Raw genomic sequence first — 22,564 nt, 5'->3', positions numbered from 1 at the left:
TTTTCTGACGGGCTAAAACCCTGTCTTACTATGTCCATTGTAAATGGTTTGATTATACATTTTCAATGACATCTCTATGACAACTGAATTGTTCTGCTGCCATACCTTGCAAATTACTTTCTTTTTGGTATGGAAAAAGCTAAACTATTTTGTAGAGATGTTTTTTTAGGAATGTGCAAGGGCATAGAACGGAGTGGATGATAACGTGTTGTATCGAAGGATTGTAAAACCTGTTTTTTTCAAAATGAGTCCGGAAACGGCCCATCATGTAGTCATTGATGGCTTAAAGTACGCGGGGGCGCTTCCCGGTGGAGCAACAACGCTGCGAGGCATGTATGGAGTCAAGGAAACGGAGGATCTTGCCGTTGATCTGTTCGGCCTTCATTTTCCCAACCCGATTGGACTGGCTGCGGGATTGGATAAAAATGCGGAAGCGGTTGCTGGCTTTTCCTCGATCGGGTTTGGTTTTATGGAAGTAGGCACGGTGACACCTGTCGGACAGCCCGGAAATGATCGGCCCCGTTTGTTCCGGTTGCCTCCCGATGAGGCATTGGTCAATCGGATGGGTTTTAACAATCTGGGAGCGGAGAGTATGGCCAAACGATTGGCTGCACTCAAACATCGGCCTGTTCCGGTCGCAGTTAATATTGGCAAAAACAAAATCACGCCCAATGAGGATGCACATAAGGATTATGAAAAGTGTATATCCGCGCTATATCCGTATGCGGACTTCTTTGTAGTAAATATTAGCTCTCCGAATACACCGGATTTGCGAAAGCTCCAGCATGGCAGTGAACTGAAATCATTGCTGGAAGCGGTTCGGGCAGAGATGGGTGTGCAGGCGGCCAAATATGGCGAAGCCAAGTCTGTGCTGGTTAAAATAGCGCCAGATGTATCGGATGAGGAACTGGAATATATGACGGATGCGATTGCTGCCAGTGGAGTGGACGGTATTATTGCGACCAATACAACAATATCCAGGGCTGGTCTGACACACCGGAATGCAAGCGAAACGGGAGGACTGAGTGGCAAGCCACTGCGCGACCGTTCTACAGAGGTTATCGGGCGGGTATACCGCCAGACGGAGGGGAAGCTGCCTATTATCGGATCGGGCGGTATTTTCACCAGCCGTGATGCCTATGACAAAATTAAAGCAGGCGCGAGCCTGATTGAAATTTATACAGCATTGATCTACGAGGGACCGGAAGTCAACCGGGCTTTACATGCTGGTCTGCGTGAACTGCTTCGAAAGGACGGCTTTAGACACATAACCGAGGCTGTTGGTGCAGATCACAGATAAAAAATGTGGTGTCGGAAGAGACAGGAGGTACGGGGATGGACGGAAGAGACTGGGGAACATTTTTGCTGCCATACGATCAGGCGGTGGAGGAGCTTAAGGTCAAGTTCAAAACAATGCGTGCGGAGCTAAAGAAGCGCGAGGAATACGCTCCTATCGAATTCGTAACCGGACGGGTTAAAAAAATATCAAGCATCCTCGATAAAGCGAAAAGATTGCAGGTTTCTCCTGATCAGCTAGAGACGGGAATCGAGGATATTGCGGGCATCCGTATTATGTGTCAATTTGTTGAGGATATTCGGCGGGTAGCCGAGTACATTCGAGGACGCAAGGATTTGACTGTTTTATATGAAAAGGACTATATCACCAACTATAAAGATAGCGGCTATCGCAGCTTTCATATGATTGTGGAATATCCGGTGCAGACGGCGCTGGGATTGAAAATTGTGCTGGCGGAAATTCAGATCCGTACATTGGCTATGAATTTCTGGGCCACCATCGAGCACTCACTCAGCTATAAGTATCGTGAAAGTTTGCCGGATGAAATGCGGGCACGGTTGAAAAAGGCCGCTGAAGCAGCCTTTGTATTGGATAATGAGATGTCCTCCATTCGTCTTGAAATATTGGAAGCACAGAAAAAATTTGAGGATGAAGCAAATATCGTATCCAAAGTGCTGACAGGTATGCATCGCTTGTATTTTTATCATAAAATTAGCGAAACGATTGATGCACAGCGCAGGTTTAATGAGCTGTGGGAGCAACACGATATGGAAGGAATCAAGCAGCTTCACGATGAAGTTAAGCAGATGCTGGAATCCTCTACCAAGGAAGAAGACAGGGATGAACAATAAATGGTGAACCTTTCCTATGAACCGTTGTACGTGACATACTTGGTATACTTCAATCGGGATCGGGATTATTTTGAATGTCATGAGGTACTGGAAGAGCTGTGGCTTAAGCTGGACCGTGACCCTGTATATAAAGGTTTACTGCAAATAGCCGTTGGGCTGTTTCATTTTCGTAATGGGAACTATCGTGGTGGACATATGATGCTGGACAGTGCGGTACACAGGCTGGAGCATGCTCCGCCGCAGGCGCTGGGCATTAATATGGCGAAGCTGGTGAACGAGGCGCGCGTTTGTGCCTGTCAGCTAGCCGAGTTTGTTGCCGCTGTCAAGGAAGATCTTCAACATCAGCCGCCGGTTTATCGGGATCTGACGATTGAAATCGTCGAGCCCGGATTACGCCGGGCCATAGAGAATGCATCGCCGCTCATTCCCGCCAATATTCCGCAGCAGCAAAGCCCGCGGCGTGGGGAAAAGCATGAGCAGCGTCAGCAGGCGCTGGAAGCTTCAATCAGGCACAGACAGGGCGCTGACGACTCCTGCATAGCCTTGCCCGAAACGAAGGACGCAACGTAATTCGAAGCGCATCATAATAAGCAAGCAGCCCGATCCATTTTGAGGGGATCGGGCTGCTTTATCGTTCCGAAATGAACGAACGGACCTTTAGGAGGTTACGTTCTTTTTGTATTTCTCAAAAAAGGCTTTGAAATCGTCAAGCGTAAAGCCGTTGTCAGAAGGGTTCTCCTTCAAGCCGCCTTCCATACGATCCTTTTCCACGCCTTTTTCGTAATAGACTAGCGTAGGCGTATATTGAATGTTGTACTTGTCCCAGCCGTCCTCATACTCGCGCAGGTTAAACTCATGCATTGTGATATTCTCCTGCTTGCTCAAAGGCATTAGCTGGGGAGTAGTGGCGCGGCAATGAACACAGTCGGAGGCAAAATGATATACGAAAAAGCTTTCTTTATTATCAATTTTGCTTTTCAGATCTTCTGGCTTAATAATCTGCTGATAGTTCGGATCATTCAGCAGTTCTTGAGTGGCTGGCTTTAAAGTAGCTGTGGATACGCCATACAGGTTGTTTTTAGTGCCTGAATTTAAAGCAAGCAGCACTCCAATCAAAATGGCCAGCACAACAAAAAAGCCGATGACGGGTATAAGCTTTTTTTTGTTGGATTTTTGGGCGTTCAATATAATCTCTCCTATCAAAATTCAAAATATGTAGCTAAGAATCTCATTATTATACAACATTACAGCGTGTAGTGAAAGTTTGTAAACCACAGCATTATTGCGGCATAACGGATTGATTATGGTACAATTAATTTTATTTTAACAGGACAGGATGATTACGATTATGGGTGTACAGCTTCCTACAGCATTTGTAAAGCGCATGGAGCAACTGCTTGGTGACGAATTTGAAGCTTTTATGGCTGCTTATGAGCATACGCCACATGCGGGAATACGAGTCAATACGTTAAAAATTCCGGTGGAGGCGTTTAAGGCGATTTCGCCATTTGAGCTGCGTCCGATACCGTGGTGTAGTACAGGTTTTTACATTCCGCACGGTACGAAGCCCGGGTTACATCCTTACTACCATGCGGGGCTGTATTATGTGCAGGAACCCAGTGCAATGTCTCCGGTAGAGCTGCTAAATGTAGCTGTGGATGAGACTGTATTGGACCTGTGTGCTGCACCGGGGGGGAAATCGACTCAAATAGCCGCCAAGCTGCAAGGAAGCGGTGTATTGGTAACGAATGATATTAGCGCGGAACGAACCAAAGCATTGGCAAAAAATGTGGAATTATACGGTGTGCGTAATGCCGTGGTATTGAATGAAAGCCCGGACCGGATTGCCGAGGCCTTTCCTCATTTTTTTGACAAGATTTTAATTGATGCGCCTTGTTCGGGAGAAGGTATGTTCCGCAAGGATGAGGACATGGCGAAGCAATGGGAAACGCACTCTGTGGAAAAATGTATGGTCATGCAACGAGACATTTTGCGCGTAGCGGCTTCGATGTTGAGCGACGGGGGAAGGATTGTTTATTCGACCTGTACCTTTGCACCAGAGGAAAATGAGGGGATGATCGCGGAGTTTCTGGCGGCTCACCCCGATTTTGAGGTTATTCCTGTTCCTTCAGAAGCAGGCTTTGCACCAGGACATCCGGAATGGGTGAGTGAAACGGTTGCGTCAGCCCACCCTGAGCTGCGTGGGACGGCACGCCTCTGGCCGCATCTGGTCGAGGGCGAGGGGCATTTTATCGCTGTATTGCAGCATCAGGGCAGTCGTGCCGTTGTGGCAGAAAAGGCTTTAAACATGGATGCAGAATGGCCGCGCAGGAAACCGCATTTGTCTGTCGGGGAATCGCTGACTCGAAACGGACAGAGCATGCATGCAACTGGAGATGCTAAACGAAGTAAAAAAGGAATGGACGGGAAGCCAGGTAAAGGAGCGACCGGACGCGGCTTTGAGGGGAGCAAATCCCGTTCCGGCAAAGAGGCTGTAAAGGCTGCGCGCACATCACATGATGTGATAGAGTCCTATCGCCAGTTTGTACAAGAGCAGCTGGAGATATCGTTTACAGGCCATACGGTGATATATGGAGATCGCATCTATCAGTCGCCGCTGGCCTCACATCGTCTGGACGGACTTAAAGTGGTGCGTCCGGGCTGGTTTATAGGAACGGACAAGAATGGTCGATTTGTCCCTTCACACCCGCTGGCGGTGGCTTTGCGTCCGTCTGAGGCGGTTAGAAGCATAAACCTCTCCAGTTCAGATACTGAAGCGATCCGTTATTTGAAGGGCGAAACCTTATCCATCCCGGTTCAGCGAATCACATTGAAGAACGACGCACAGCCCAAAGGCTACGTTCTCATATGTATTGATGGATATACAGCCGGATGGGGAAAATGGCAGGACGGTATGCTCAAAAATGAATATCCAACAGGCTGGAGGTGGACATCGGTATGAGTGGAAAGGGCAGACAGACGCAGCGTTTGGACAAAGTTTTAACCCATATGGGATATGGTTCGCGCAGTGATATCAAGAGACAGGTGAAGCAAGGGATCATTACGGTGAACGGTCGAACCATCAAGGATAGCGGTTTGCAGGTTCATCCGTACAACGATCAGATCGAAGTGAACGGGGAACGTGTTGTTTTTCGGGAGTATATTTATATTATGTTGCACAAGCCGCCCGGCGTAATTTCTGCAACCGAGGATACGCGGGAACGGACGGTGTTGGATTTGCTGAGTGCGGAGGAACGACATTTTGAGCCTTTTCCAGTAGGGCGATTGGATAAAGATACAGAAGGCCTATTGTTATTAACCAACGATGGCAAGCTGGCGCATGAATTACTGTCTCCACGACGTCATGTCCCCAAAACGTATGAAGCTACCGTTTCGGGTCATGTCACGGAAAAGGATATTCATCAGTTTGCTGCTGGAGTGGAGTTGGATGACGGCTATGTTACCCTTCCCGCTCAGTTGACCATTCTTCGGCATGAACATCTGCAGCAGGCGGATAAAGAAGTCATTTCCTATATTTCGCTTGTGATCCATGAAGGGAAATTTCATCAGGTGAAGCGTATGTTCGAGGCGGTCGGTAAAAAGGTGACCTATCTTAAAAGAACGGCCATGGGCCCGTTAACGCTGGACGAACAGTTGCCGCTGGGCAGCTATCGTGAGCTGACCCACGAGGAGCTGGCATGGATCGGGCGGGATTTGGCATCTACAACCTTGGAGACTTCATGAGGATATACACTAAAATGACGCACAGACTCATATTAGAGTTCACTGTGCGTCATTTTATATCATATAGATAACGGATGACGGCTACAAATTATTGTGCCTTGGCTGTTCGGCTTTTTTTCACTTCTGTTGCCTTATAAGCTGTAACCTTGTTTTTACCTGTCGTTTTGGATATGTACATCGCCTGATCCGCCTGCTTGACCAGTTCATCCGGGTCCATTTCCTTTTTGACTGTACTATGCCCGACACTGATGGTCACGATGCTTTCCTCGGCGACCCGCTTGCGAATGCGTTCTGCGACCTGTTCGACCTTGGCTCGTCGATCCACAACCATCGCCACCAGTTCCTCGCCGCCGTAACGCCCGGTCAGTCCGATTTCATCCAGCTCATCCTCCATAATCTGCGCGACCTGCTTCAGCACTTCATCCGCGCGGGCGTGACCCTGTGTATCATTCAGTTTTTTGAAATTGTCAATATCGCAAAAAATGACCGATACGCGGATTCCCTGCTCCATGTATCGTCGCAGTCGTCCCGAAAAGTATTTGCGGTTGTACAGACCCGTCAGACCGTCTGTGATGGAAGAACGATAAATTCTTTGAAGCAGCTCCACAATCCGTTCGAACAGGATGATAAACAACGTGGTGTAATACAGCAACGGTAAAAACGACATCCACAGAACTGTATTTTTCGTGCCTTCCTCTACAGGGATATCACTTCCCAGCCACAGACAGCCGAGCCAGAGCAAATACAGAAGCAAGCTGGCTGTAAATTTCCTAGGCTGGCCGATTCTCGGGGTGATGAACACCATACTCAATATAAGCACCAATACTCGATAAAACAGAGTAAATTCTATCAGCTTTGCTGCGCTGATCCAAGCGGGCAGCAGGCTGAAAGTCCAGGCAAGAACCGGCAATGTCAATAACGCGCCTAGTAACAGCAGAGTCCATGTTTCCGCACGTTTTAGCTTTCGATAGAGTTGAAATACGGCGGCATTGACGAGCATGAAGGCAAATGCCTCCAGCGTATTTTTCCACACGATTCCGTGCAGCAGCATCTTGCCTCCACTTGCCGAATAGAGATTCATGGCTTCATATGTCATAATAAAAATAGCGGCAACGGAAAAAAGAATATAGGCTTTTTTTCGTTGTCTGCTATATATGATCACGCACATAAGCGCCATCATGAGTATAATATACAAACCGCAGGCTGCAGTTACGGCCCCGGCTAAAGATGGGAAACCCCATGTTCCCATTAAGGACAACAACGTCAACGTCACCGACTCCATCTGTCTGGATAGTAAATCTATTGAACGGGCGATATCGTTCCGATACAATAGACAGGATTGATTCCAATTAAAATGTTATAATTTTCTTTTGTACTTAACATTATTCTCAATATATCATCTTTCAGAAAATCCGGAAACCTATACATACAACCTGTGTTCCGGTCAGTACAATTGCTTGAAAGGGGAAGCACGTCATGAAATTGCTACAGGCTCTCTTTTTCCCACCCGAGCAACCGGGCGGCGTTTCATCTATGATTCCATATTTGCAAGAGCGATTTGCTTCTCCCCGTTGGGAGATGGAGCTATTTTCTATCCCTAAACGGATTCGCAACAAGGGCAGGGATGAAGTAAACTTTGAAACCTTTGACTGGACGCAGTATGGACAGTATCCAGTTGTACAAAAATATATCCAGACGTATCGTGACTATTTGTGGTGGACCCGGCTTCGCATTCAGAAGCCCTATGATCTTATTCATGCTCATCACCCCATTGCCGGGATCGCCATGAAAAATGTTTTTCCTGACATCCCGCTCGTGCAGACGATCCACTCTTCTTATGAGAAGGAGCTCATTCTTAACGGTAAAATAGAGGAGCATGGGCCTGAACATCAATTTCTGATATCGCTCTATCGAGAAATGGAGTATAAGGCAGACCGCCTGATTACGGTATCTCGTTCTTTCCAGCATTATTTAGCGCCATATGTACAGAGTCCGGAAGATATTGTGGTCATTCCGAATGGATACGATGAGAAGCGCTTTAAGCCCATCCCGCACGAAAATGAAGTGACACAGCTGATCACAGTTTGCCGCCTCGTTCCGGCCAAAGGACTGGATATATTGTTAAAGGCCTGTGCTGAATTGAAAAAAAGAAATCAGAGCTATGTCCTTCATATTATCGGAGACGGTCCGATTCGGCCTGAGCTTGAAGAGATGGCACGTCAGCTGGATATTTACCATGAGACGATTTTTTATGGATATACTCTTCATCCGGAAGAATTTATGCCTTTTTTTGATGTATTCGTTCTGCCTTCGCGGGCGGAGGCCTTTGGTTCCGTATTTGCGGAAGCTGCGTTGAGCTGTCTGGCATTGGTCGGTACAGAGGTGGGGGGAATACCGGAGCAAATTGAGGATGGGGTAAATGGTCTGCTCGTGCCACCCGACAATCCGAAGGCACTGGCAGACGCATTGGAAAAGGTTATTGCAGATCCTGCCTATCGTTATGAGCTGGCCAGATCTGCCTGTGATAAGGCTAAATCAAGTTATTCCTTGAGTAAGGCGGTTAATGAGCTGAAGAAAATGTATTTGAAGTTTCCACGTTAACCATGGCGCGTATTATCTGGTTTGGAATCTGAATGCCGAAAGCTGGAGTGAGGACGTGAGGAGCGGAAGGGTCTCCCGCGTCCTGCCATAATTAGTTTACTAACCCACATCAGACTGAGCATTCCGAAAATAGGATAGAGAACGGATAACAGTGAGCTGAAACCGAACTGACTGATTAGAAAACATGTGAGCATAATGAATAATGTGATAAGCTTGGGCGAAATTTGGATATGCTGACGAATTTGCAGACTGATTCCATAGATGTCGGCCACAAAGGTACTGAAGATTTCCATAAAAATAAGTACAATGTATATAATTTCGACCATCGAGCCCAACTGGTAAGCAATACTGCCCATCGGAATTTCAAATTGCTGAATGCCAGGCATATGCGCTGACATGACAAAATGTGCAGCCATCAGCATAAACCCGACACCAATTCCGCCCAAAATGCCGCCCCAACGGATAGTTCTGCGGGAGAAGGTTTGGCTGCCAAGCGGGACAAGCACGGCCTGTGCCATCGTCAGATTGAAGGACGTGTACAGGAGTGGAGAAATCCATGTCCGTAATGTACTGTGATCTGTCGTATTCGTAATAAAGCTCTGCGGATTTGGCATGGACAGTGTGCTGTGAACGAGCAGAAGAGATATGGTAATCATCAGCGGGACAACAATGGTGTTCATATGCAGAATCGCTTTAATGCCTTTATTCAGCAGCAAATAAGTTCCGATCAGTGTAATGAGCAGTCCGGTCTGGTAGTGCAGATGAAGATGCTCCACAAAAACTGAGCCGGCTCCCGCCAGCATGACGCTGTTCACGCCGACCAGCACAGTGAGCGTGGACCAGGTGATCCATTTTCCGGCATTGGCGCCAAAAAGGTGCTTATTCAGGTCCTCGTAGGACCTGGCTGAAATATCATGAGCGATTAGCATCATTTTCGTGCCCAACCATACAAATATGAATGTGGACAGAATAATCGTAAGTGTAGCCCAACGTCCATACTGCGTAAAAAATTGCAATATTTCTTGTCCGGTAGCAAATCCGGCACCGACGATTGTACCGATGTATGTAAAAGCAATCTGCAAAACATGAATATTACGTTTCATCCCCAGTCCCTCCTTGCACGCTTGAATAACGCTACAGTGAGCATATAATACAAACTATGTTCAACTGAAATGGGACATGACTGGATGGGACTGAAATAATTATAGTGAATTCAATGAATAGCTTGACGGGAGCGTAATTTATGGGTCAAATCCTTGCATGGATACTAGAATACGGATATTTGGCAATGTTCGGCTTGCTTGCCCTTGGAGTAGCAGGTATGCCGATCCCTGACGAAGTGCTGATGATCGCCTTCGGCGGACTCGTGTCTCAAGGACACTACAACTTTATCGCAGCGCTGGTAGTTACATTTTCCGGAAGTATGACGGGCATGATGATCAGCTACACGCTGGGTCGTCTGCTGGGCAAGCCGCTGTTGCACCGATACGGTAAATGGGTGAGGCTTACCCCCTCAAGGATTGCCTCTTCCGAAAATTGGTTTGGGCGCTACGGCACCTGGGGGATTCTGTTCGGTTATTTTGTCCCCGGCCTGAGACATGTGTCCTCATATTTGGCAGGTACAACCCGTCTAAGCGTTTTTCGCTATATCAGTTATGCATCAGCAGGAGCGCTGCTGTGGTGCGGTACGTTTCTGGGGATTGGACATGCGGTGGGCATGCACTGGGAACAGGTGGCAAAGCTGATGGAGAAGGTGACGCATCGGGTAGGTTTGGTCGTCATTCTTTTGATCATTTTGGGTGGAATCACCGCATGGTTCTGGAACAAGCGTAAAAAAAATGTTACATGACCATCTAGAAAGCAGGCTTTGGCTTGAAAGCAGCAGGTGAAGTATGGTACTTTTACCGCATAGGAATGCCTTGGGAGGTCATGGAATGGAAGTATTAAAGAAACGAATTTTAAATGAGGGTGTGATTGCGTCAGATCAGGTGTTGAAGCTGGATGGTTTGCTTAACCACCAAGTTGATCCGGAACTGACGATGGAAATGGGACGAGAGTTTGCAGCCCGTTTCCGGGAAGAAAAAATCACCAGAGTCGTGACCGTGGAATCTTCAGGCATTGCCGTCGGCTTTGCGACAGCACTGGAGTTGGGTGTACCGTTGGTATTTGCTCGCCGAAAAAAGACTTTATTGGCTGATCCGGACGCGCTGTGCGAACGTGTACCTTCGTTTACGAAAGGAATTGTCACGGATATTATGCTATCCCGTCAATTTATTCACGAACATGATCGTGTGTTGTTTATTGATGATATTATCGCAAATGGCGATGCCGCGCGAGGCATGGTTAAAATCATTCAGCGTTCGGGGGCCGAACTGGTCGGATTTGGTGTCGCGGTGGAGAAATGCTTCCAAGCCGGAGCGAGAACAATTCGTGAACAGGGCATTCGTGTAGAGTCATTGGTCAAAATTACATCGCTCGCTGACGGTAAGATCGAGTTTGCCGAATAGTAACAATTCGGTTGCTCCTGATTCTTATTTGTAATAATAACCTTTGCATGAACCTCAATTTCGCTTATAATATAGATAAGGTTTTGGGAGAGGAGGCAGCAACATGGGGAAAGAACAATTGACCGAACAGTTTTTTCTGGAAAAACTGGCAGCGGCTAAAGTGCATTTTGAACGCGCCTTGGATTGTAAGCATACGGAATTCGATGATTTGTATCCCTATATGATTGAACATCCTCAGTTTTTTTGGTATAAACGCTATGTGGCCTGGTCAGAGTTGTTGACGTTGGTTAACCTATGCGAGGAATTGTCCTTCTCTTGGAAAGAAGAATTTACTGCCCATCAAGTGGAGTATGTAGATCAGCGAGTGTTGTCTGCACAAGTGCTGGACTTCTGGTACGAGAAGAACGATACAAAAGAACATGATCACAGTGTAAATCAGTCGGGATAATTTGTCGCTCTGTTGGCAATCCATATAAGTAGTAAGAGAGAAGAGACCTAGATGATTCGTTTAGGTCTCTTTTTAAGCTTTTTAATTATATATGTGCTGATCGTTGTGCCAAAAAGTGTGTAAAGGGGGGAACAGGATGATTTTAGATGAAGAATTGGATGCTTATCGGCTTTCTGGTGAGAAAGTGCGTGTCGTACGGGATGGTTTGGAGTCCAATGATGTCGTTGGTATTGTCCTGGCATGGGATGATGAGCAAGTGCTTATTCGCCGCCAGAATCGACGTGTGGTCAAGCTGGATCGCAGTTATACATATCAGCCGTTCAGTGAGCCGCGTCACAATCCGGTAGAACTAGATGATTAGAAGCATGTGCTTCAAATATGGTTGAATATCATAGCTTGATGGCTGGGATCAGGCATACAGAAACTCCAAAGCGGACACAGTAATGAAGAATAACTTTACATGAGAGGACGTGCTGTATCAATGACGGTTATGAATGAAAAAGTACATGCTTACAAGGACCAAATCAGCCATTTGGAAAATAAGCTGCCGGAGGTAGTTCATGCCTATCATCGTTTCACCGGAGAGTGCTTTCAAGCCGGGAGTCTGGATGAGAAAACCAAGCAACTAATTGCGCTCGGCATTGGTTTATTTGCTAACAATGAGATATGTACCTTTTATCATGTGGACGAGGCCCGATCCAAGGGAGCCAGTGATCAGGAGATTATGGAGACCATTGCTGTAGCTGCAGCGGTAGGCGGAGGACACGCACTTAGCCAAGGGGTTACACGTGTACAGAAGGCGTTACAATAAAGTGAATGATTTATGGAGATTCATCATACACCGTTCATAGCGGGTAGAAGTGGATACTTATAGCTGACGATTATGCATAGAAGCTTCCGAGCACGGTTGATGCTTGTGGAAGCTTCTTTTGCTTGCGAGCTGTGCGGGGATTATGCGCTTCCGCTTGTGGCAGAAGCAGCAGGGCGAAGCGATTTACGCTTATAGGCCGGGGAAGGTGTAACCAGATTCCGTTCAGCGCACCGTAGAGGCTTGGTAGCTGAGCGGCTATCTGGAACAGGGCGATGTTTTTCAGGTAAAGGAAAGGCAGCTGTATGAGGCATAGAGGTTGAGAGTCCCAGATAAGCGCGCATTCGTTCATACATTTCTTTGCGGAATACGGGCATTGCCATACTGAACTGCTCTTTATTTCCATTACTTATATAGGTGGCGTAAACGCCTGAGAGGTTTTGTTGTACATCCACAACACGAATATGACATTTATTGAATTCATGTTTTACTTCCGATAGTAAGATTCCAGTACGATCTACTCCTGCGTTGATCATTTCGACATAAAGACCAGGTGTTTTCAGAACACCACTCTCTTCAAGAATCAGACTGTCCCGCTCAAATACTTTTTGAATAAAGGTAAGAAGTAAATAACTTTTCACAAGAGACAATTCATTCTGAGTAGTAGCTGAAGAGATCATAACCATTCACCGCCTTAGGGGAATATGGTGATAACGCATATTTGGCTGAATGAACATAGAACCTACGTTCCTGAGAACTTATGTTCTTATTTTAATCCATTATTCCTTATTTATCAAGGGGATAAAAAAATATAAAAGGTTTGACACCTTGATGTGAGCATGGTATGATCTATCTTGTCGCTAAGAAAGTTATCTTTCGAAGATTCGACAATATATATGCGGTCGTGGCGGAATTGGCAGACGCGCACGGTTCAGGTCCGTGTGGGCTAACCCCCCGTGGAGGTTCGAGTCCTCTCGACCGCATCACTTTAAAAATGAATGAGCTCTTGAATTTCCTCTTGTGGAGATTCAGGAGCTTTTTGCATGCTCGGAATTTGCGAGGTATTGTTCATCACTTGAGCCGAAGAAAGCTTTGAGCTGTATTCAAGATGAACATAAATGTTGGCGGGCGTGGAATAACGTATATGTAGTCCTGATATAGGTTGCTGTAAGAGTCCTTGTACAAAGCCCGATTCACTTGCTGCTCTTCCAGCAGCCGCAAAAGCAGTTCCAGGAAGACGGGAACGAGCGGCAAAGTGCGATAACTCGCTTTGTTTTTGGCCCGGTCTTTCGCCACAATGATTTGTTTGCCCTGATAAGACACAGGGATAACCGTATGCTTAATGGTAATCGTTTGATGATGAAAGTTGATGGTGTCCCATTTCAGCTCGACAAATTCACTTCGCCGCAGCTCGTAAAAAGCTGCCAGAATGACAGCTAACTCAACCGGATCGCTTTTCACGACTTCGAACAAATCGTTTAGTTCATGATCGGAAGTGGTCTATTCATGTACATTTATCCCATAGAGCAAGTTCAGAAATAATGTTCTTTACTTTTTTCAAAACATCAGGTATTATGCATTAGAATCAAATGAAATCGCTTTATTCCGGAATTTGAACTGATTTCTAAGAATAACTAAATTTAACTGGGCGTGTTACTGCATTAGCAGGCAAGACCTGGATAGAGTAATTAATGGTACATTTATGTGCTATTGGACTCTATCTGGGTCTTTTTTATTGTTCCAGCTAAATGAAAATGAGGGGATTTATGTGGATCATAAACAAACAGCTGCACAGATTTTGAAGGGTGTGGGTGGGTGGGAGAATGGATTGATACAGTGAAGATGAAGGGCTCTGGCTTTAAGGCGTTTGTGAATACGGGAGATAAGGTGTACAAGGGTGATAAACTAATTGAATTTGATATTGAAGCGATCCGTGCTTTCGGCTTGGACCCGACCACTCTAATGGTTGAAACCAATTCCGACAGCTTCACAGAAATTACAAGCCATGCATTGTCCAATGTGCAAGCCGGCGATACCATCATGACATTAACCAGAGGAGAGGAATAAAATGACAAATCAACATCAGTTTCCGGAAGGTTTTTATTGGGGAGGAGCGACAGCAGCCAATCAGATTGAAGGGGCTTGGAACGAAGATGGCAAGGGAGTAAGCACACTGGATATGTTTACAGGGGGCTCCATCCTCAAGAAGCGCAGAATTACGCTTGAGCTTGATCCGGGTGAACGTTATCCTACACATGAAGCGATCGACTTCTACCATCATTATGAGGAAGATATCCGCTTGCTTGCCGAAATGGGCTTTAAAATGTTCCGGTTCTCTATTAACTGGACACGTATTTTCCCGAATGGGGATGAGCAGGAACCTAATCAGAAGGGCCTGGAGTTCTATGACCGGATATTTGCTGAGTTGAAAAAGTATAATATTGAGCCGCTTGTAACAATTGCACACTATGAGTTTCCATTCCACCTGTCCAAAACCATCAATGGCTGGGCCAGCAGGGAGATGATCCAACATTATCTGCGATATTCCGAAGTGTTGATGAATCGCTACAAGCATGATGTGAAATACTGGATTCCCTTTAACGAAATCAATTGCCTCACCCTTGCGCAAAAAGCATATCAGGCCGGCGGCATCATCTCTGATGAGAGCGGCGAATTGATTGATTTGACCTGCGACAATGCCCAATTACGCTTTCAAGCGCTTCATCATCAATTTTTAGCTTCAGCATTAACCGTGGTCAAGGGGAAAGAGATCAATCCGGAGTTCCAATTTGGATCTATGTTGACGCATTTTACTTTTTATCCCTTGACCTGCAATCCTAAGGATATTATGCTGGCTACCCAGGAAATGCAGATGAAAATCTACTATTGCGCAGATGTTCTACATCGGGGATATTATCCTTCTTATTCTAAGTATTTCTTTGAACAGGAAGGGATTAAGCTTCATCAAGAACCGGAGGATGCAGATATTTTAAGAAGCGGAACTGTAGATTTTGCCTCCTTCAGTTATTACATGTCTGTATGTGTCAGTTCAGATCCTAACCAGGAACAGACCGGAGGCAACCTTCTGGGTGGTGTCAAGAATCCATATCTTCAGGAAAGTGAATGGAAATGGCAGATTGACCCTATCGGATTGCGCTATACACTGCATACTCTTTATGATCGCTATCAAGTTCCGTTAATGATTGCTGAGAATGGTCTCGGTGCCGTTGATATTGTGGATGACAATGGAAATATTAATGATGATTACCGTATTGACTATTTGCGGGGCCATATTAAAGAAATGAAGCAGGCCATTGCCGAAGGTGTTGACTTGATCGCATATACGAGCTGGGCCTGCATTGATTCCGTGTCGCTTGGAACGGGAGAGATGAAGAAACGCTATGGCTTTGTCTACGTAGACAAGCATGATGATGGCACAGGGAGCCTTAAACGGATAAAGAAAAAATCGTTTGACTGGTATAAGCAAGTCATTGCGAGCAACGGGGATAATATTTAGGAAATACAATAAACTCAAGGCCTGCTGCGGCAGGCTCTGGGTTTATTGAGATATGGGGGTTCTTCATAAATGATGAAGATCGTCAAAATTCTTAATAACAGTATTGTTCTTGCCGAGAAGGACATTGGGGAAGGCTATCGGATACAATAACAAGATCGGCAATGTCATTTCTCTATGACAATATTAGTACAACCTTCTCCAAAGAGCATCAATGTACACTGGTCATTAAATCGTATATTGAAAAATCGTTTAAACTCTTTTTGACCCGGGAAGAACAAATTTACCTGACAATTCATATAAGTCGACTTCTAATGAAACCAAACGAATAAAGAATAAATTCAAATAGGCAGACGCGAACCTCAATGGACAAGCAACTACCTATTTGAATTGTGGACACTTTGGCACTAATTAAGAAAGACCAATGAGGAATAATTGTATAAACTCTCCTTAGTTCGTATGAAAGGTGGGGGAAGAAATTGGTCAGAAGGCATCGAGATATCTTGAACTGTATATTGAATACAGAAGGATTTATCAACGGAAGTATACTAGCTAGAATGTGCGGTGTAAGTATTCGTACAATACAGCATGATATTAAAGTAATCAACAGTATGCTTGAAGACTATGGTATAAAGATTGATTCAGTGCTAATAAAAGGATATTATTTGAATGAAAAAAGTAAAGAGATAGTAAAGGAAAAGAATATTATTAGGAAAGTTTTAGATGCTGAGTATATTAATGAGATACCCAACACTCCATTTGAGCGGCAAATGTATATTATTTTAATGCTTACAGTTAAAAATTATATGTCTGTTGGAGAATTAGCAGATGAGCTTTATGTGTCAGAATCAAGCATTAATAAAGATATTATCGCCACCTCGTTGTGGTTAAGAGAAAATGTAAAGATCAATCTGGACTATTCTCTGTCTAAAGGCGTAGGACTGGAAGCCACAGAGAAGGTCAAACGGAATATTATTAGTTGGGTTTTATCCAATAAGTTAAATGCAAGTATTTTGGAAAAATATTGGAAATATCTATTTGGATCTATAAATTTCTTTGTGGATAGAACAATCATATATAAGATCATTGAATTTGAGACAAAGCGGTTTGGTTATTTTTTGTCAGGACATAGTTTCCAACTATTTGCTCTTGAGATAAGCATTGCGCTGGCCCGCAGTGCTGCAGGCTTTACGCTGGAAGACCCGTGTGGCGCTGAGTCCGGACTTAGGCCGATCCTGTTGTCATTAAGAAAAAGTTTCGAAGAGACTATGAATTTTAGGTTGTCTACAAATGATTGGCTTATTTTACAAGAATATTTTCTATCCAAACAATTTCTTTCTGGTACGAGTGTGGAGCTGATAGCAACGAAAGAAGCAGCGAGTGTGGTCGAAGAATTTTTGATTATACTACAGCAGAAATACCATATTCATTTTGCAGAGCATTCATTAATTAAAGAGAAGTTGATATTGTATATCTCTCCTATGATAAATCGGTTGAAGTATAATCATTGTATTGGAAACAAGTTAAATGAAGATATTGGCCTCATACATCCGCTGGAATCTAAAATGGTATCAGAAATTTCAGACATTGTTGATCATAAAATAAATTTGACTGTTCCTGCTGTTGAAATGGGTTATATTGCCATACATTTAGCTGCAGTATATAAATTATGGAGTCACAAATTGCAAGCGATTATTGTTTGCGATTATGATGAAAGCATTTTATGCTATATAAAAAATAAAATAGCGAGTCTTGTGGATGATCAGGTAAAACTGGTTGGATGTTACACATTTCTTCAGTTGATATCAGGGGAAATAGAATCGTTACAGGATGTTGATTTAATCATTACCACCTCAACATTAGCAGGCCGAACAAATATTCCTTTTATACAGATAAATCCATTAATGAGCCGGAAGGATATAAAAAGTTTGCTTGATTCTATACATGCTTTGAGCCAAAAAATACAATAGAACAGACATTCATAGGGCTATGATTTATTTTTTTTAAATAAATCAAGGGCCTTATTTTTTTTCGCCCTTATAGCTGAAATTAACGAATTATATCTGTTTGGGAAAGTGCCTATAATTAAATTGCCAACGAATTTGTAGAGGGGAGGAGCTTCGTTTGGATGCTGATGAATTAAGAAGACGGTGCGCACAAGAGACAATGAAACACATTCATAATAAGGATATTATTGGTTTGGGGGCAGGGAGAAACATCGCATGTTTAATCAATCACTTATCTGAAGAAATTCGAAAAGGATTAATGGTAAGCGTAGTAACGCCTTCCTTGAATACGAAAGAGCTCTGTTTAAATAAGGGCATTGAAGTTATTGAAACCTATGTAGTCGATGAAATTGATATAGCTTTCGATGGATGCGGGGAGGTAGATCAAAACTTCTATGCTTCTAAAAGTGGGGGAGGAATCCATACAAAGGAAAAGTTAATCGCCGCAATGTCCAGAGAGTATATTCTGCTTATCGATGAGGGCAAGCTTTCAGACTCATTAAGCTGCAAGTATCCTGTTTCATTGGAGATTATTAAGGACTCATTAAGTTATGTGACAAGGTGTGTAGAAAAGGTCGGAGGGGCACCGGTTGTTAGAAAGAGCAGCAATAAGGATGGATATACAATAACGGACGATGGGAATTACTTGATCGATGTGAAATTTTCTGAAGTGCCAGATTGGAAGAGCCTCAATGATTATTTGAATAGTATTAATGGAGTAGTAGGAACATCTTTATTTACTAAAGAGATCACCAAGTTGATCGTTGCAAATGAACATGGAGCAAGAGTGATTTCGAGACAGTAACATTATTAAATACGTAGGAGGAACAAAATCATGAAATTAGGTATTGTTGGTTCAGGAGTTATTGTAAAGGACTTCTTAAATATAACGTCTCATTTACAGGAAATTGAACTTACGGCTATCTGTGGAACAAAAGCAACAGAAGAGGAAGCTAATGAACTTTCAAGTAAGCATGGTATTAAGCATGTATTTCTCGATTACAATGATTTTTTAAAGAGCGAGATTGATACAGTTTATGTTGCAGTTCCGAATAATTTGCATTATAAATTTACCAAGTTGGCCTTAGAAGCAGGGAATAATGTTATTGTTGAAAAACCATTTACGTCCAACTATAAAGAAGCGTTGATATTGAGTGAATTGGCAAAGGAAAAAAAGCTCTTCCTTTTTGAAGCAACAACTACTCTCTACTTGCCTAATTATAAGAAAATACAAGAGTTACTACCTACGTTGGGAAACATAAAGATCGTTCAATGCAATTATTCCCAATATTCAAGAAGATATAATAGTTTTAAAGAAGGCAATGTTCTGCCAGCATTTGACCCTCAATTTTCCGGCGGGGCATTAATGGATTTGAATATTTATAACATTCATTATGTAGTTGGCCTGTTCGGAAGGCCTAAAAATATAGAGTATTTCCCCAATATGGAAAGAGGGGTGGATACTTCGGGGATTCTGATATTGGAGTATGAGACATTTAAATGTGTGTGTATAGGAGCAAAGGACTGCAAGTCGCCTATTGCGAATAATATTCAAGGCGATGAAGGATGCATACACCAAACCAGCTCTGCTAATATTTGTAAGGGTTTCGAGGTTATTATGAATGATGGAACGCACTCCATTATAAATGAAAATAACTATGATCATCGCATGATATATGAGTTCCTCGAATTTACGGAGATGATGAATAATCATCGCTTGGAGAAATGCTACCAGCTGTTGGAGCATAGTCTGGCAGTAAGCGAAGTGCAAACCATTGCCCGGAATAAAGCCGGAATTGTGTTTCAAGCGGATATAGAAATCAATTAACTGGGAGGCGTTTATTATACTTACTATTGGATATATTGGAAACGGAAAAGCTGCCAACAGATATCACCTGCCATTCGTTCTGCAGAGAAATCATATCAATGTGAAGACCATTTATCAAAGAAATCCTGCACATGAGAAATGGGAGAGAATTCCTGACGTTATATATACCTCTAACCTGGACGAACTCTTAAATGATAAAGAGATACAACTTATTGTTGTTTGTACAAGACACGACAGTCATTATGAATATGCCAAGATGGTATTGGAACATAACAAGCACTGTTTAGTAGAGAAACCTTTTGTAGAGACCTCAGAGCAGGCTAAGGAATTATTTGCGTTGGCAGAAGAGAGAGGGTTAAAGGTTCAAGCTTTTCAGAATAGACGGTTTGACAGTGATTTTTTAACGGTTCAAAAGATTATTCAGGAGGGTAAATTAGGGGATTTACTCGAATTAGAAATGCATTATGATTATTATCGTCCAGAAGTACCCGAGAATGTTCACGATTTTCATCCTTCCCGATCCTATCTATATGGGCATGGTTGCCATACCTTGGATCAGGTAATTAGTTATTTTGGCAAACCGGACAGTATTCATTACGATGTAAGGCAATTATTAGGTCCGGGAAGAATGAACGATTATTTTGATTTGGACTTATATTATGGAATCTTAAAGGTATCTGTAAAATCCAGCTATTTTAGAATAAAAGAAAGACCAAGTTTTATTATTCATGGAAAGCGCGGGAGCTTTGTAAAAGAGACCAAAGATCGTCAAGAAGAGCATTTAAAGTATTTTTATATGCCTCACAATAATGATTTTGGTGTAGATACCGTCCAACATTACGGTGTACTCACATATATCGATGAAGAAGGTACCATACACGAAGAAAAAGTAAAGTCAGAAAATGGTGACTATGGTCGCGTTTATGATGATCTATATGAAGCGATTATAAATGGAGGGAATAAGACAATTACGGATGAGCAGACATTGCTGCAAATGGAAATCTTAGAAACGGGCATAAGAACACTGAAATAAACTTTATTTTTAGCCGTATGGGAGCTTGGTAATACTTGGCAGGTCGCTACTTGGATATTAAGTTTTGACACTGATGACCGTATACCTGTTTCCGTTGACGTTACTGTTCGGGACGGCTTACAGTAATAACGGAACAAGTAAAGCTTCAGGCTATCATTGGTCTGAAGCTTTATTATTATGCATATAGGCGCTAAACTCTTAATTTTTTTGTTGGAAGCAACTTAAAGGGAGTATATCCACCTGCATACAGTGTCCCAACCTTAAACCCTTGGGTATTTGCGAGAATCAATGGGTCAAACTCTTGTTGTTGCTCCATTAATTTCAATAGAATCTGTGCGCATGCGCGGGCATCATCAAGAGCATTATGATGATTTAAGCTAATGCCGAAATGCTTCGAAATTACATTTAATTTATGAGAAGGTAACTCTTCATATAGCAAAGAGGGCAGTAGAAAATAGAAATTTACTTGTTAATCTATTCTCTTTCCTTCCCCTTTAATGGATAAATCTTACCGGAGGATATGAAAATCATATTTTCCGGATAGAACATTTTAAAATACTTCTCCACTCTAAGATGGATATCTGATTGGTACCATCCAGATAACTCATTCTCTTTAAATAAAAAAGGCATCCCTAAGCGTTAAAGTCAATGCGCCGCCTGTCTTGCCGCCTTTGGGAGCGGATTGCTCCGCGAGGTTTACGGATGACGAATGGGGAACGGCGGGATAGCGGCAACCGGGGCCGCTATACTTTAGTGGTCCGGCCCGGACTTCGGACCAACTTGGCCCGAAGTGAAAACTTAATCGGCTGTTGTCGGCTGGCTAAAAGAGGCCGTTATGTTTCCATAGCGGCCTCGAACCAAACAGGGAATACAACAGACAGAAAAACACAGCGATACCTCCTCATGTACCGCCGTGTTTCTGTAAGAGGGCGTAGTTAATACGCCCACCGCAATATAGAAAACGGCGGCTTTGATTTTTCTCTATCAAAACCGCCGTTTGGCTTACTCCGTATCATTTGGGCGCACAACTATCCAGCCGCCGCAACAACGGTTTTTTTTATTTCCGTTGTCTGGCGGCATTTTGGGGTAGAAGCTATTTGTTAGGTTCTTTTCACTTCATTATCAATCTTTTTGCATAGACAGTAGCGTCCGGCTCAATTATTTTTTTTGCAAGACAAAAGCGATAAAGTTCAGATATTTCCCTCCGCCTGCGCCCATTGTTTTGCGGTCATTGACCGCAATCTCATTTTCCTGGTTCAGCCAATCCGCCCAAACTTCCTCGTTGCTTTCCATCTCGTATATGGAAACAACTTCGGCGTCCCGGCTGCTATTTACTATTTCCGTCCAATAAATAATATCGCGCAGATAAACAAGCTGTTCCGACGTCCACGAGAGAAGCAATTCTTTTGGCAGATTATCATGGCAATCCTTTTTCAGGCCGGGTACACAGGCATATATATACCCGCCACGCTTGACGAAAGGCAGCAGTTTTGCGTCTAAAAACTCCGGGTCACGGCCCCAATAATTATATGAATCGGTACTGACTACCGCATCGAAAAATTCTTTCTCAAAGGGCAAGGCGGTGGCGTCAGCCTTAACGGGAGTAATTTGTTCAAGGGTTAACCCCATTTGATAAAAAAATCTACGGTTTTCCTGCGGTTCACTCCACAAATCGGCGGCGTAAACCTTGAAGCTATAATCTTTTACGAGCATAACGCTTGTAAGCCCTTGCCCGCTTCCAAGGTCGCAGACGAGACTTCCAGCGGGGATTTTATGATTTAGCAGCATTTCTTCCTGCAATTTGAACGGGTTAGGCCCCATGATTTTAGCCAGTAATTCGGGAGTATTGTACTTTTGGCTTTTAGCATACTCCATTGTGATTGCTCCTTTCTTATCTTTTATTTGCTTTATTGCTTTTGCATAGTTA

At 43.7% G+C, this 22,564-nt stretch carries 24 protein-coding genes and 1 tRNA gene; 19 read left to right on the top strand and 6 right to left on the bottom strand.

Annotation, left to right across the window (positions count from 1 at the left end):
* Positions 1-205: 205 nt before the first annotated feature.
* The 3 genes from KQI_RS0121375 to KQI_RS0121365 are packed head-to-tail and all read left to right on the top strand — an operon-like array spanning position 206 to position 2,718.
* Positions 206-1,300 carry a quinone-dependent dihydroorotate dehydrogenase gene (locus KQI_RS0121375; protein WP_010348908.1) on the top strand — a complete coding sequence of 365 codons (1,095 nt, stop codon included), beginning with the start codon at positions 206-208 and terminating at the stop codon, positions 1,298-1,300.
* A 35-nt stretch (positions 1,301-1,335) separates the two neighbouring features.
* Positions 1,336-2,148: a GTP diphosphokinase gene (yjbM, locus tag KQI_RS0121370; protein WP_007429839.1), complete on the top strand. Its 813-nt coding sequence runs from the start codon at positions 1,336-1,338 to the stop codon at positions 2,146-2,148.
* Positions 2,149-2,718: a DUF309 domain-containing protein gene (locus KQI_RS0121365; protein WP_010348907.1), complete on the top strand. Its 570-nt coding sequence runs from the start codon at positions 2,149-2,151 to the stop codon at positions 2,716-2,718.
* Positions 2,719-2,805: 87 nt separating this feature from the next.
* On the opposite strand, the gene KQI_RS0121360 is transcribed toward KQI_RS0121365, so the two are convergent.
* A complete protein-coding gene (locus tag KQI_RS0121360; protein WP_010348906.1) occupies positions 2,806-3,333 on the bottom strand; it encodes a thioredoxin family protein in 528 nt (175 codons plus the stop codon).
* Between the two features lie 163 nt (positions 3,334-3,496).
* Between KQI_RS0121360 and KQI_RS0121355 the strand changes: the two genes are divergently transcribed.
* Both KQI_RS0121355 and KQI_RS0121350 read left to right on the top strand, forming a co-directional pair.
* Positions 3,497-5,110 carry an RsmB/NOP family class I SAM-dependent RNA methyltransferase gene (locus KQI_RS0121355; RefSeq protein ID WP_010348905.1) on the top strand — a complete coding sequence of 538 codons (1,614 nt, stop codon included), beginning with the start codon at positions 3,497-3,499 and terminating at the stop codon, positions 5,108-5,110.
* On the top strand, positions 5,107-5,892 hold the full coding sequence (locus KQI_RS0121350; protein ID WP_010348904.1) for a pseudouridine synthase: 786 nt from the start codon (positions 5,107-5,109) through the stop codon (positions 5,890-5,892). The genes KQI_RS0121355 and KQI_RS0121350 overlap by 4 nt, the downstream gene beginning before the upstream one ends.
* A gap of 88 nt (positions 5,893-5,980) precedes the next feature.
* On the opposite strand, the gene KQI_RS0121345 is transcribed toward KQI_RS0121350, so the two are convergent.
* Positions 5,981-7,174 carry a diguanylate cyclase gene (locus KQI_RS0121345; RefSeq protein ID WP_039774736.1) on the bottom strand — a complete coding sequence of 398 codons (1,194 nt, stop codon included), beginning with the start codon at positions 7,172-7,174 and terminating at the stop codon, positions 5,981-5,983.
* Positions 7,175-7,368: 194 nt separating this feature from the next.
* Here KQI_RS0121345 and KQI_RS0121340 point away from each other — a divergent pair, with 194 nt between their 5' ends.
* Positions 7,369-8,493 (top strand): glycosyltransferase family 4 protein, encoded by a 1,125-nt coding sequence (locus tag KQI_RS0121340; RefSeq protein WP_010348901.1) that lies wholly within the window; start codon positions 7,369-7,371, stop codon positions 8,491-8,493.
* Here KQI_RS0121340 and KQI_RS0121335 read toward each other — a convergent pair.
* On the bottom strand, positions 8,490-9,596 hold the full coding sequence (locus KQI_RS0121335; protein WP_010348900.1) for a YkvI family membrane protein: 1,107 nt from the start codon (positions 9,594-9,596) through the stop codon (positions 8,490-8,492). The genes KQI_RS0121340 and KQI_RS0121335 overlap by 4 nt on opposite strands.
* 140 nt (positions 9,597-9,736) lie before the next feature.
* Here KQI_RS0121335 and KQI_RS0121330 point away from each other — a divergent pair, with 140 nt between their 5' ends.
* The 5 genes from KQI_RS0121330 (at position 9,737) to KQI_RS0121310 (ending at position 12,259) form a co-directional block, all read left to right on the top strand.
* Positions 9,737-10,342 carry a DedA family protein gene (locus KQI_RS0121330; protein ID WP_010348899.1) on the top strand — a complete coding sequence of 202 codons (606 nt, stop codon included), beginning with the start codon at positions 9,737-9,739 and terminating at the stop codon, positions 10,340-10,342.
* A gap of 85 nt (positions 10,343-10,427) precedes the next feature.
* The gene (locus KQI_RS0121325; protein WP_010348898.1) at positions 10,428-11,000 is read left to right on the top strand and encodes a xanthine phosphoribosyltransferase; all 573 of its coding nucleotides are present in this window, start codon (positions 10,428-10,430) and stop codon (positions 10,998-11,000) included.
* A gap of 103 nt (positions 11,001-11,103) precedes the next feature.
* A complete protein-coding gene (locus tag KQI_RS0121320; RefSeq protein WP_007429850.1) occupies positions 11,104-11,448 on the top strand; it encodes a hypothetical protein in 345 nt (114 codons plus the stop codon).
* 136 nt (positions 11,449-11,584) lie between these two features.
* Complete coding sequence (locus KQI_RS0121315; protein ID WP_010348896.1) at positions 11,585-11,809, top strand: hypothetical protein; 225 nt, start codon at positions 11,585-11,587, stop codon at positions 11,807-11,809.
* A 120-nt stretch (positions 11,810-11,929) separates the two neighbouring features.
* Entirely contained in the window at positions 11,930-12,259 is a 330-nt protein-coding gene (locus KQI_RS0121310; protein WP_007429852.1) for a carboxymuconolactone decarboxylase family protein, read from the top strand.
* Between the two features lie 140 nt (positions 12,260-12,399).
* On the opposite strand, the gene KQI_RS0121305 is transcribed toward KQI_RS0121310, so the two are convergent.
* Positions 12,400-12,936 (bottom strand): YhjD family protein, encoded by a 537-nt coding sequence (locus KQI_RS0121305; protein ID WP_010348895.1) that lies wholly within the window; start codon positions 12,934-12,936, stop codon positions 12,400-12,402.
* Positions 12,937-13,154: 218 nt separating this feature from the next.
* On the opposite strand from KQI_RS0121305, the gene KQI_RS0121300 reads away from it, so the two are divergent.
* Positions 13,155-13,239: transfer RNA gene (locus tag KQI_RS0121300), tRNA-Leu, on the top strand.
* Between the two features lie 88 nt (positions 13,240-13,327).
* Here the strand turns inward: KQI_RS0121300 and KQI_RS0121295 are convergent.
* Positions 13,328-13,729 carry a site-specific integrase gene (locus tag KQI_RS0121295; protein ID WP_010348894.1) on the bottom strand — a complete coding sequence of 134 codons (402 nt, stop codon included), beginning with the start codon at positions 13,727-13,729 and terminating at the stop codon, positions 13,328-13,330.
* 342 nt (positions 13,730-14,071) lie between these two features.
* Between KQI_RS0121295 and KQI_RS0121290 the strand changes: the two genes are divergently transcribed.
* From KQI_RS0121290 to KQI_RS0121260, 7 genes are all read left to right on the top strand, one after another.
* Complete coding sequence (locus KQI_RS0121290) at positions 14,072-14,323, top strand: PTS sugar transporter subunit IIA (RefSeq protein WP_010348893.1); 252 nt, start codon at positions 14,072-14,074, stop codon at positions 14,321-14,323.
* Position 14,324: 1 nt separating this feature from the next.
* A complete protein-coding gene (locus KQI_RS0121285) occupies positions 14,325-15,773 on the top strand; it encodes a glycoside hydrolase family 1 protein (protein ID WP_010348892.1) in 1,449 nt (482 codons plus the stop codon).
* Between the two features lie 161 nt (positions 15,774-15,934).
* A complete protein-coding gene (locus KQI_RS28135) occupies positions 15,935-16,102 on the top strand; it encodes a PRD domain-containing protein (protein WP_241763989.1) in 168 nt (55 codons plus the stop codon).
* A gap of 147 nt (positions 16,103-16,249) precedes the next feature.
* Positions 16,250-17,740 (top strand): BglG family transcription antiterminator, encoded by a 1,491-nt coding sequence (locus tag KQI_RS0121275; RefSeq protein WP_010348891.1) that lies wholly within the window; start codon positions 16,250-16,252, stop codon positions 17,738-17,740.
* A gap of 154 nt (positions 17,741-17,894) precedes the next feature.
* Positions 17,895-18,581 (top strand): ribose 5-phosphate isomerase A, encoded by a 687-nt coding sequence (rpiA, locus tag KQI_RS0121270; RefSeq protein WP_010348890.1) that lies wholly within the window; start codon positions 17,895-17,897, stop codon positions 18,579-18,581.
* A gap of 30 nt (positions 18,582-18,611) precedes the next feature.
* Entirely contained in the window at positions 18,612-19,604 is a 993-nt protein-coding gene (locus KQI_RS0121265) for a Gfo/Idh/MocA family protein (RefSeq protein ID WP_010348889.1), read from the top strand.
* A gap of 16 nt (positions 19,605-19,620) precedes the next feature.
* Positions 19,621-20,637 carry an oxidoreductase gene (locus KQI_RS0121260; RefSeq protein WP_029390268.1) on the top strand — a complete coding sequence of 339 codons (1,017 nt, stop codon included), beginning with the start codon at positions 19,621-19,623 and terminating at the stop codon, positions 20,635-20,637.
* Between the two features lie 1,158 nt (positions 20,638-21,795).
* Here KQI_RS0121260 and KQI_RS0121255 read toward each other — a convergent pair.
* Positions 21,796-22,512 (bottom strand): SAM-dependent methyltransferase, encoded by a 717-nt coding sequence (locus KQI_RS0121255; protein WP_010348887.1) that lies wholly within the window; start codon positions 22,510-22,512, stop codon positions 21,796-21,798.
* Between the last annotated feature and the right edge of the window lie 52 nt (positions 22,513-22,564).

The organism is Paenibacillus peoriae KCTC 3763, from assembly GCF_000236805.1.
In the GTDB taxonomy this organism is placed as follows: domain Bacteria; phylum Bacillota; class Bacilli; order Paenibacillales; family Paenibacillaceae; genus Paenibacillus; species Paenibacillus peoriae.
This window is presented reverse-complemented; position numbering and strand designations above follow the sequence as displayed.

Excerpts from the sequence above, each read along its gene's own strand:
- KQI_RS0121340 (WP_010348901.1), top strand. The coding sequence starts at position 7,369 with ATGAAATTGCTACAGGCTCTCTTTTTCCCACCCGAGCAACCGGGCGGC.
- KQI_RS28135 (WP_241763989.1), top strand. The coding sequence starts at position 15,935 with ATGTCATTTCTCTATGACAATATTAGTACAACCTTCTCCAAAGAGCAT.
- KQI_RS0121335 (WP_010348900.1), bottom strand. The coding sequence starts at position 9,596 with ATGAAACGTAATATTCATGTTTTGCAGATTGCTTTTACATACATCGGT.
- KQI_RS0121355 (WP_010348905.1), top strand. The coding sequence starts at position 3,497 with ATGGGTGTACAGCTTCCTACAGCATTTGTAAAGCGCATGGAGCAACTG.
- KQI_RS0121330 (WP_010348899.1), top strand. The coding sequence starts at position 9,737 with ATGGGTCAAATCCTTGCATGGATACTAGAATACGGATATTTGGCAATG.
- KQI_RS0121345 (WP_039774736.1), bottom strand. The coding sequence starts at position 7,174 with ATGGAGTCGGTGACGTTGACGTTGTTGTCCTTAATGGGAACATGGGGT.
- KQI_RS0121310 (WP_007429852.1), top strand. The coding sequence starts at position 11,930 with ATGACGGTTATGAATGAAAAAGTACATGCTTACAAGGACCAAATCAGC.
- KQI_RS0121365 (WP_010348907.1), top strand. The coding sequence starts at position 2,149 with ATGGTGAACCTTTCCTATGAACCGTTGTACGTGACATACTTGGTATAC.
- KQI_RS0121255 (WP_010348887.1), bottom strand. The coding sequence starts at position 22,512 with ATGGAGTATGCTAAAAGCCAAAAGTACAATACTCCCGAATTACTGGCT.
- KQI_RS0121350 (WP_010348904.1), top strand. The coding sequence starts at position 5,107 with ATGAGTGGAAAGGGCAGACAGACGCAGCGTTTGGACAAAGTTTTAACC.
- KQI_RS0121285 (WP_010348892.1), top strand. The coding sequence starts at position 14,325 with ATGACAAATCAACATCAGTTTCCGGAAGGTTTTTATTGGGGAGGAGCG.
- KQI_RS0121305 (WP_010348895.1), bottom strand. The coding sequence starts at position 12,936 with ATGATCTCTTCAGCTACTACTCAGAATGAATTGTCTCTTGTGAAAAGT.
- KQI_RS0121325 (WP_010348898.1), top strand. The coding sequence starts at position 10,428 with ATGGAAGTATTAAAGAAACGAATTTTAAATGAGGGTGTGATTGCGTCA.
- KQI_RS0121320 (WP_007429850.1), top strand. The coding sequence starts at position 11,104 with ATGGGGAAAGAACAATTGACCGAACAGTTTTTTCTGGAAAAACTGGCA.
- KQI_RS0121315 (WP_010348896.1), top strand. The coding sequence starts at position 11,585 with ATGATTTTAGATGAAGAATTGGATGCTTATCGGCTTTCTGGTGAGAAA.
- KQI_RS0121265 (WP_010348889.1), top strand. The coding sequence starts at position 18,612 with ATGAAATTAGGTATTGTTGGTTCAGGAGTTATTGTAAAGGACTTCTTA.
- yjbM (WP_007429839.1), top strand. The coding sequence starts at position 1,336 with ATGGACGGAAGAGACTGGGGAACATTTTTGCTGCCATACGATCAGGCG.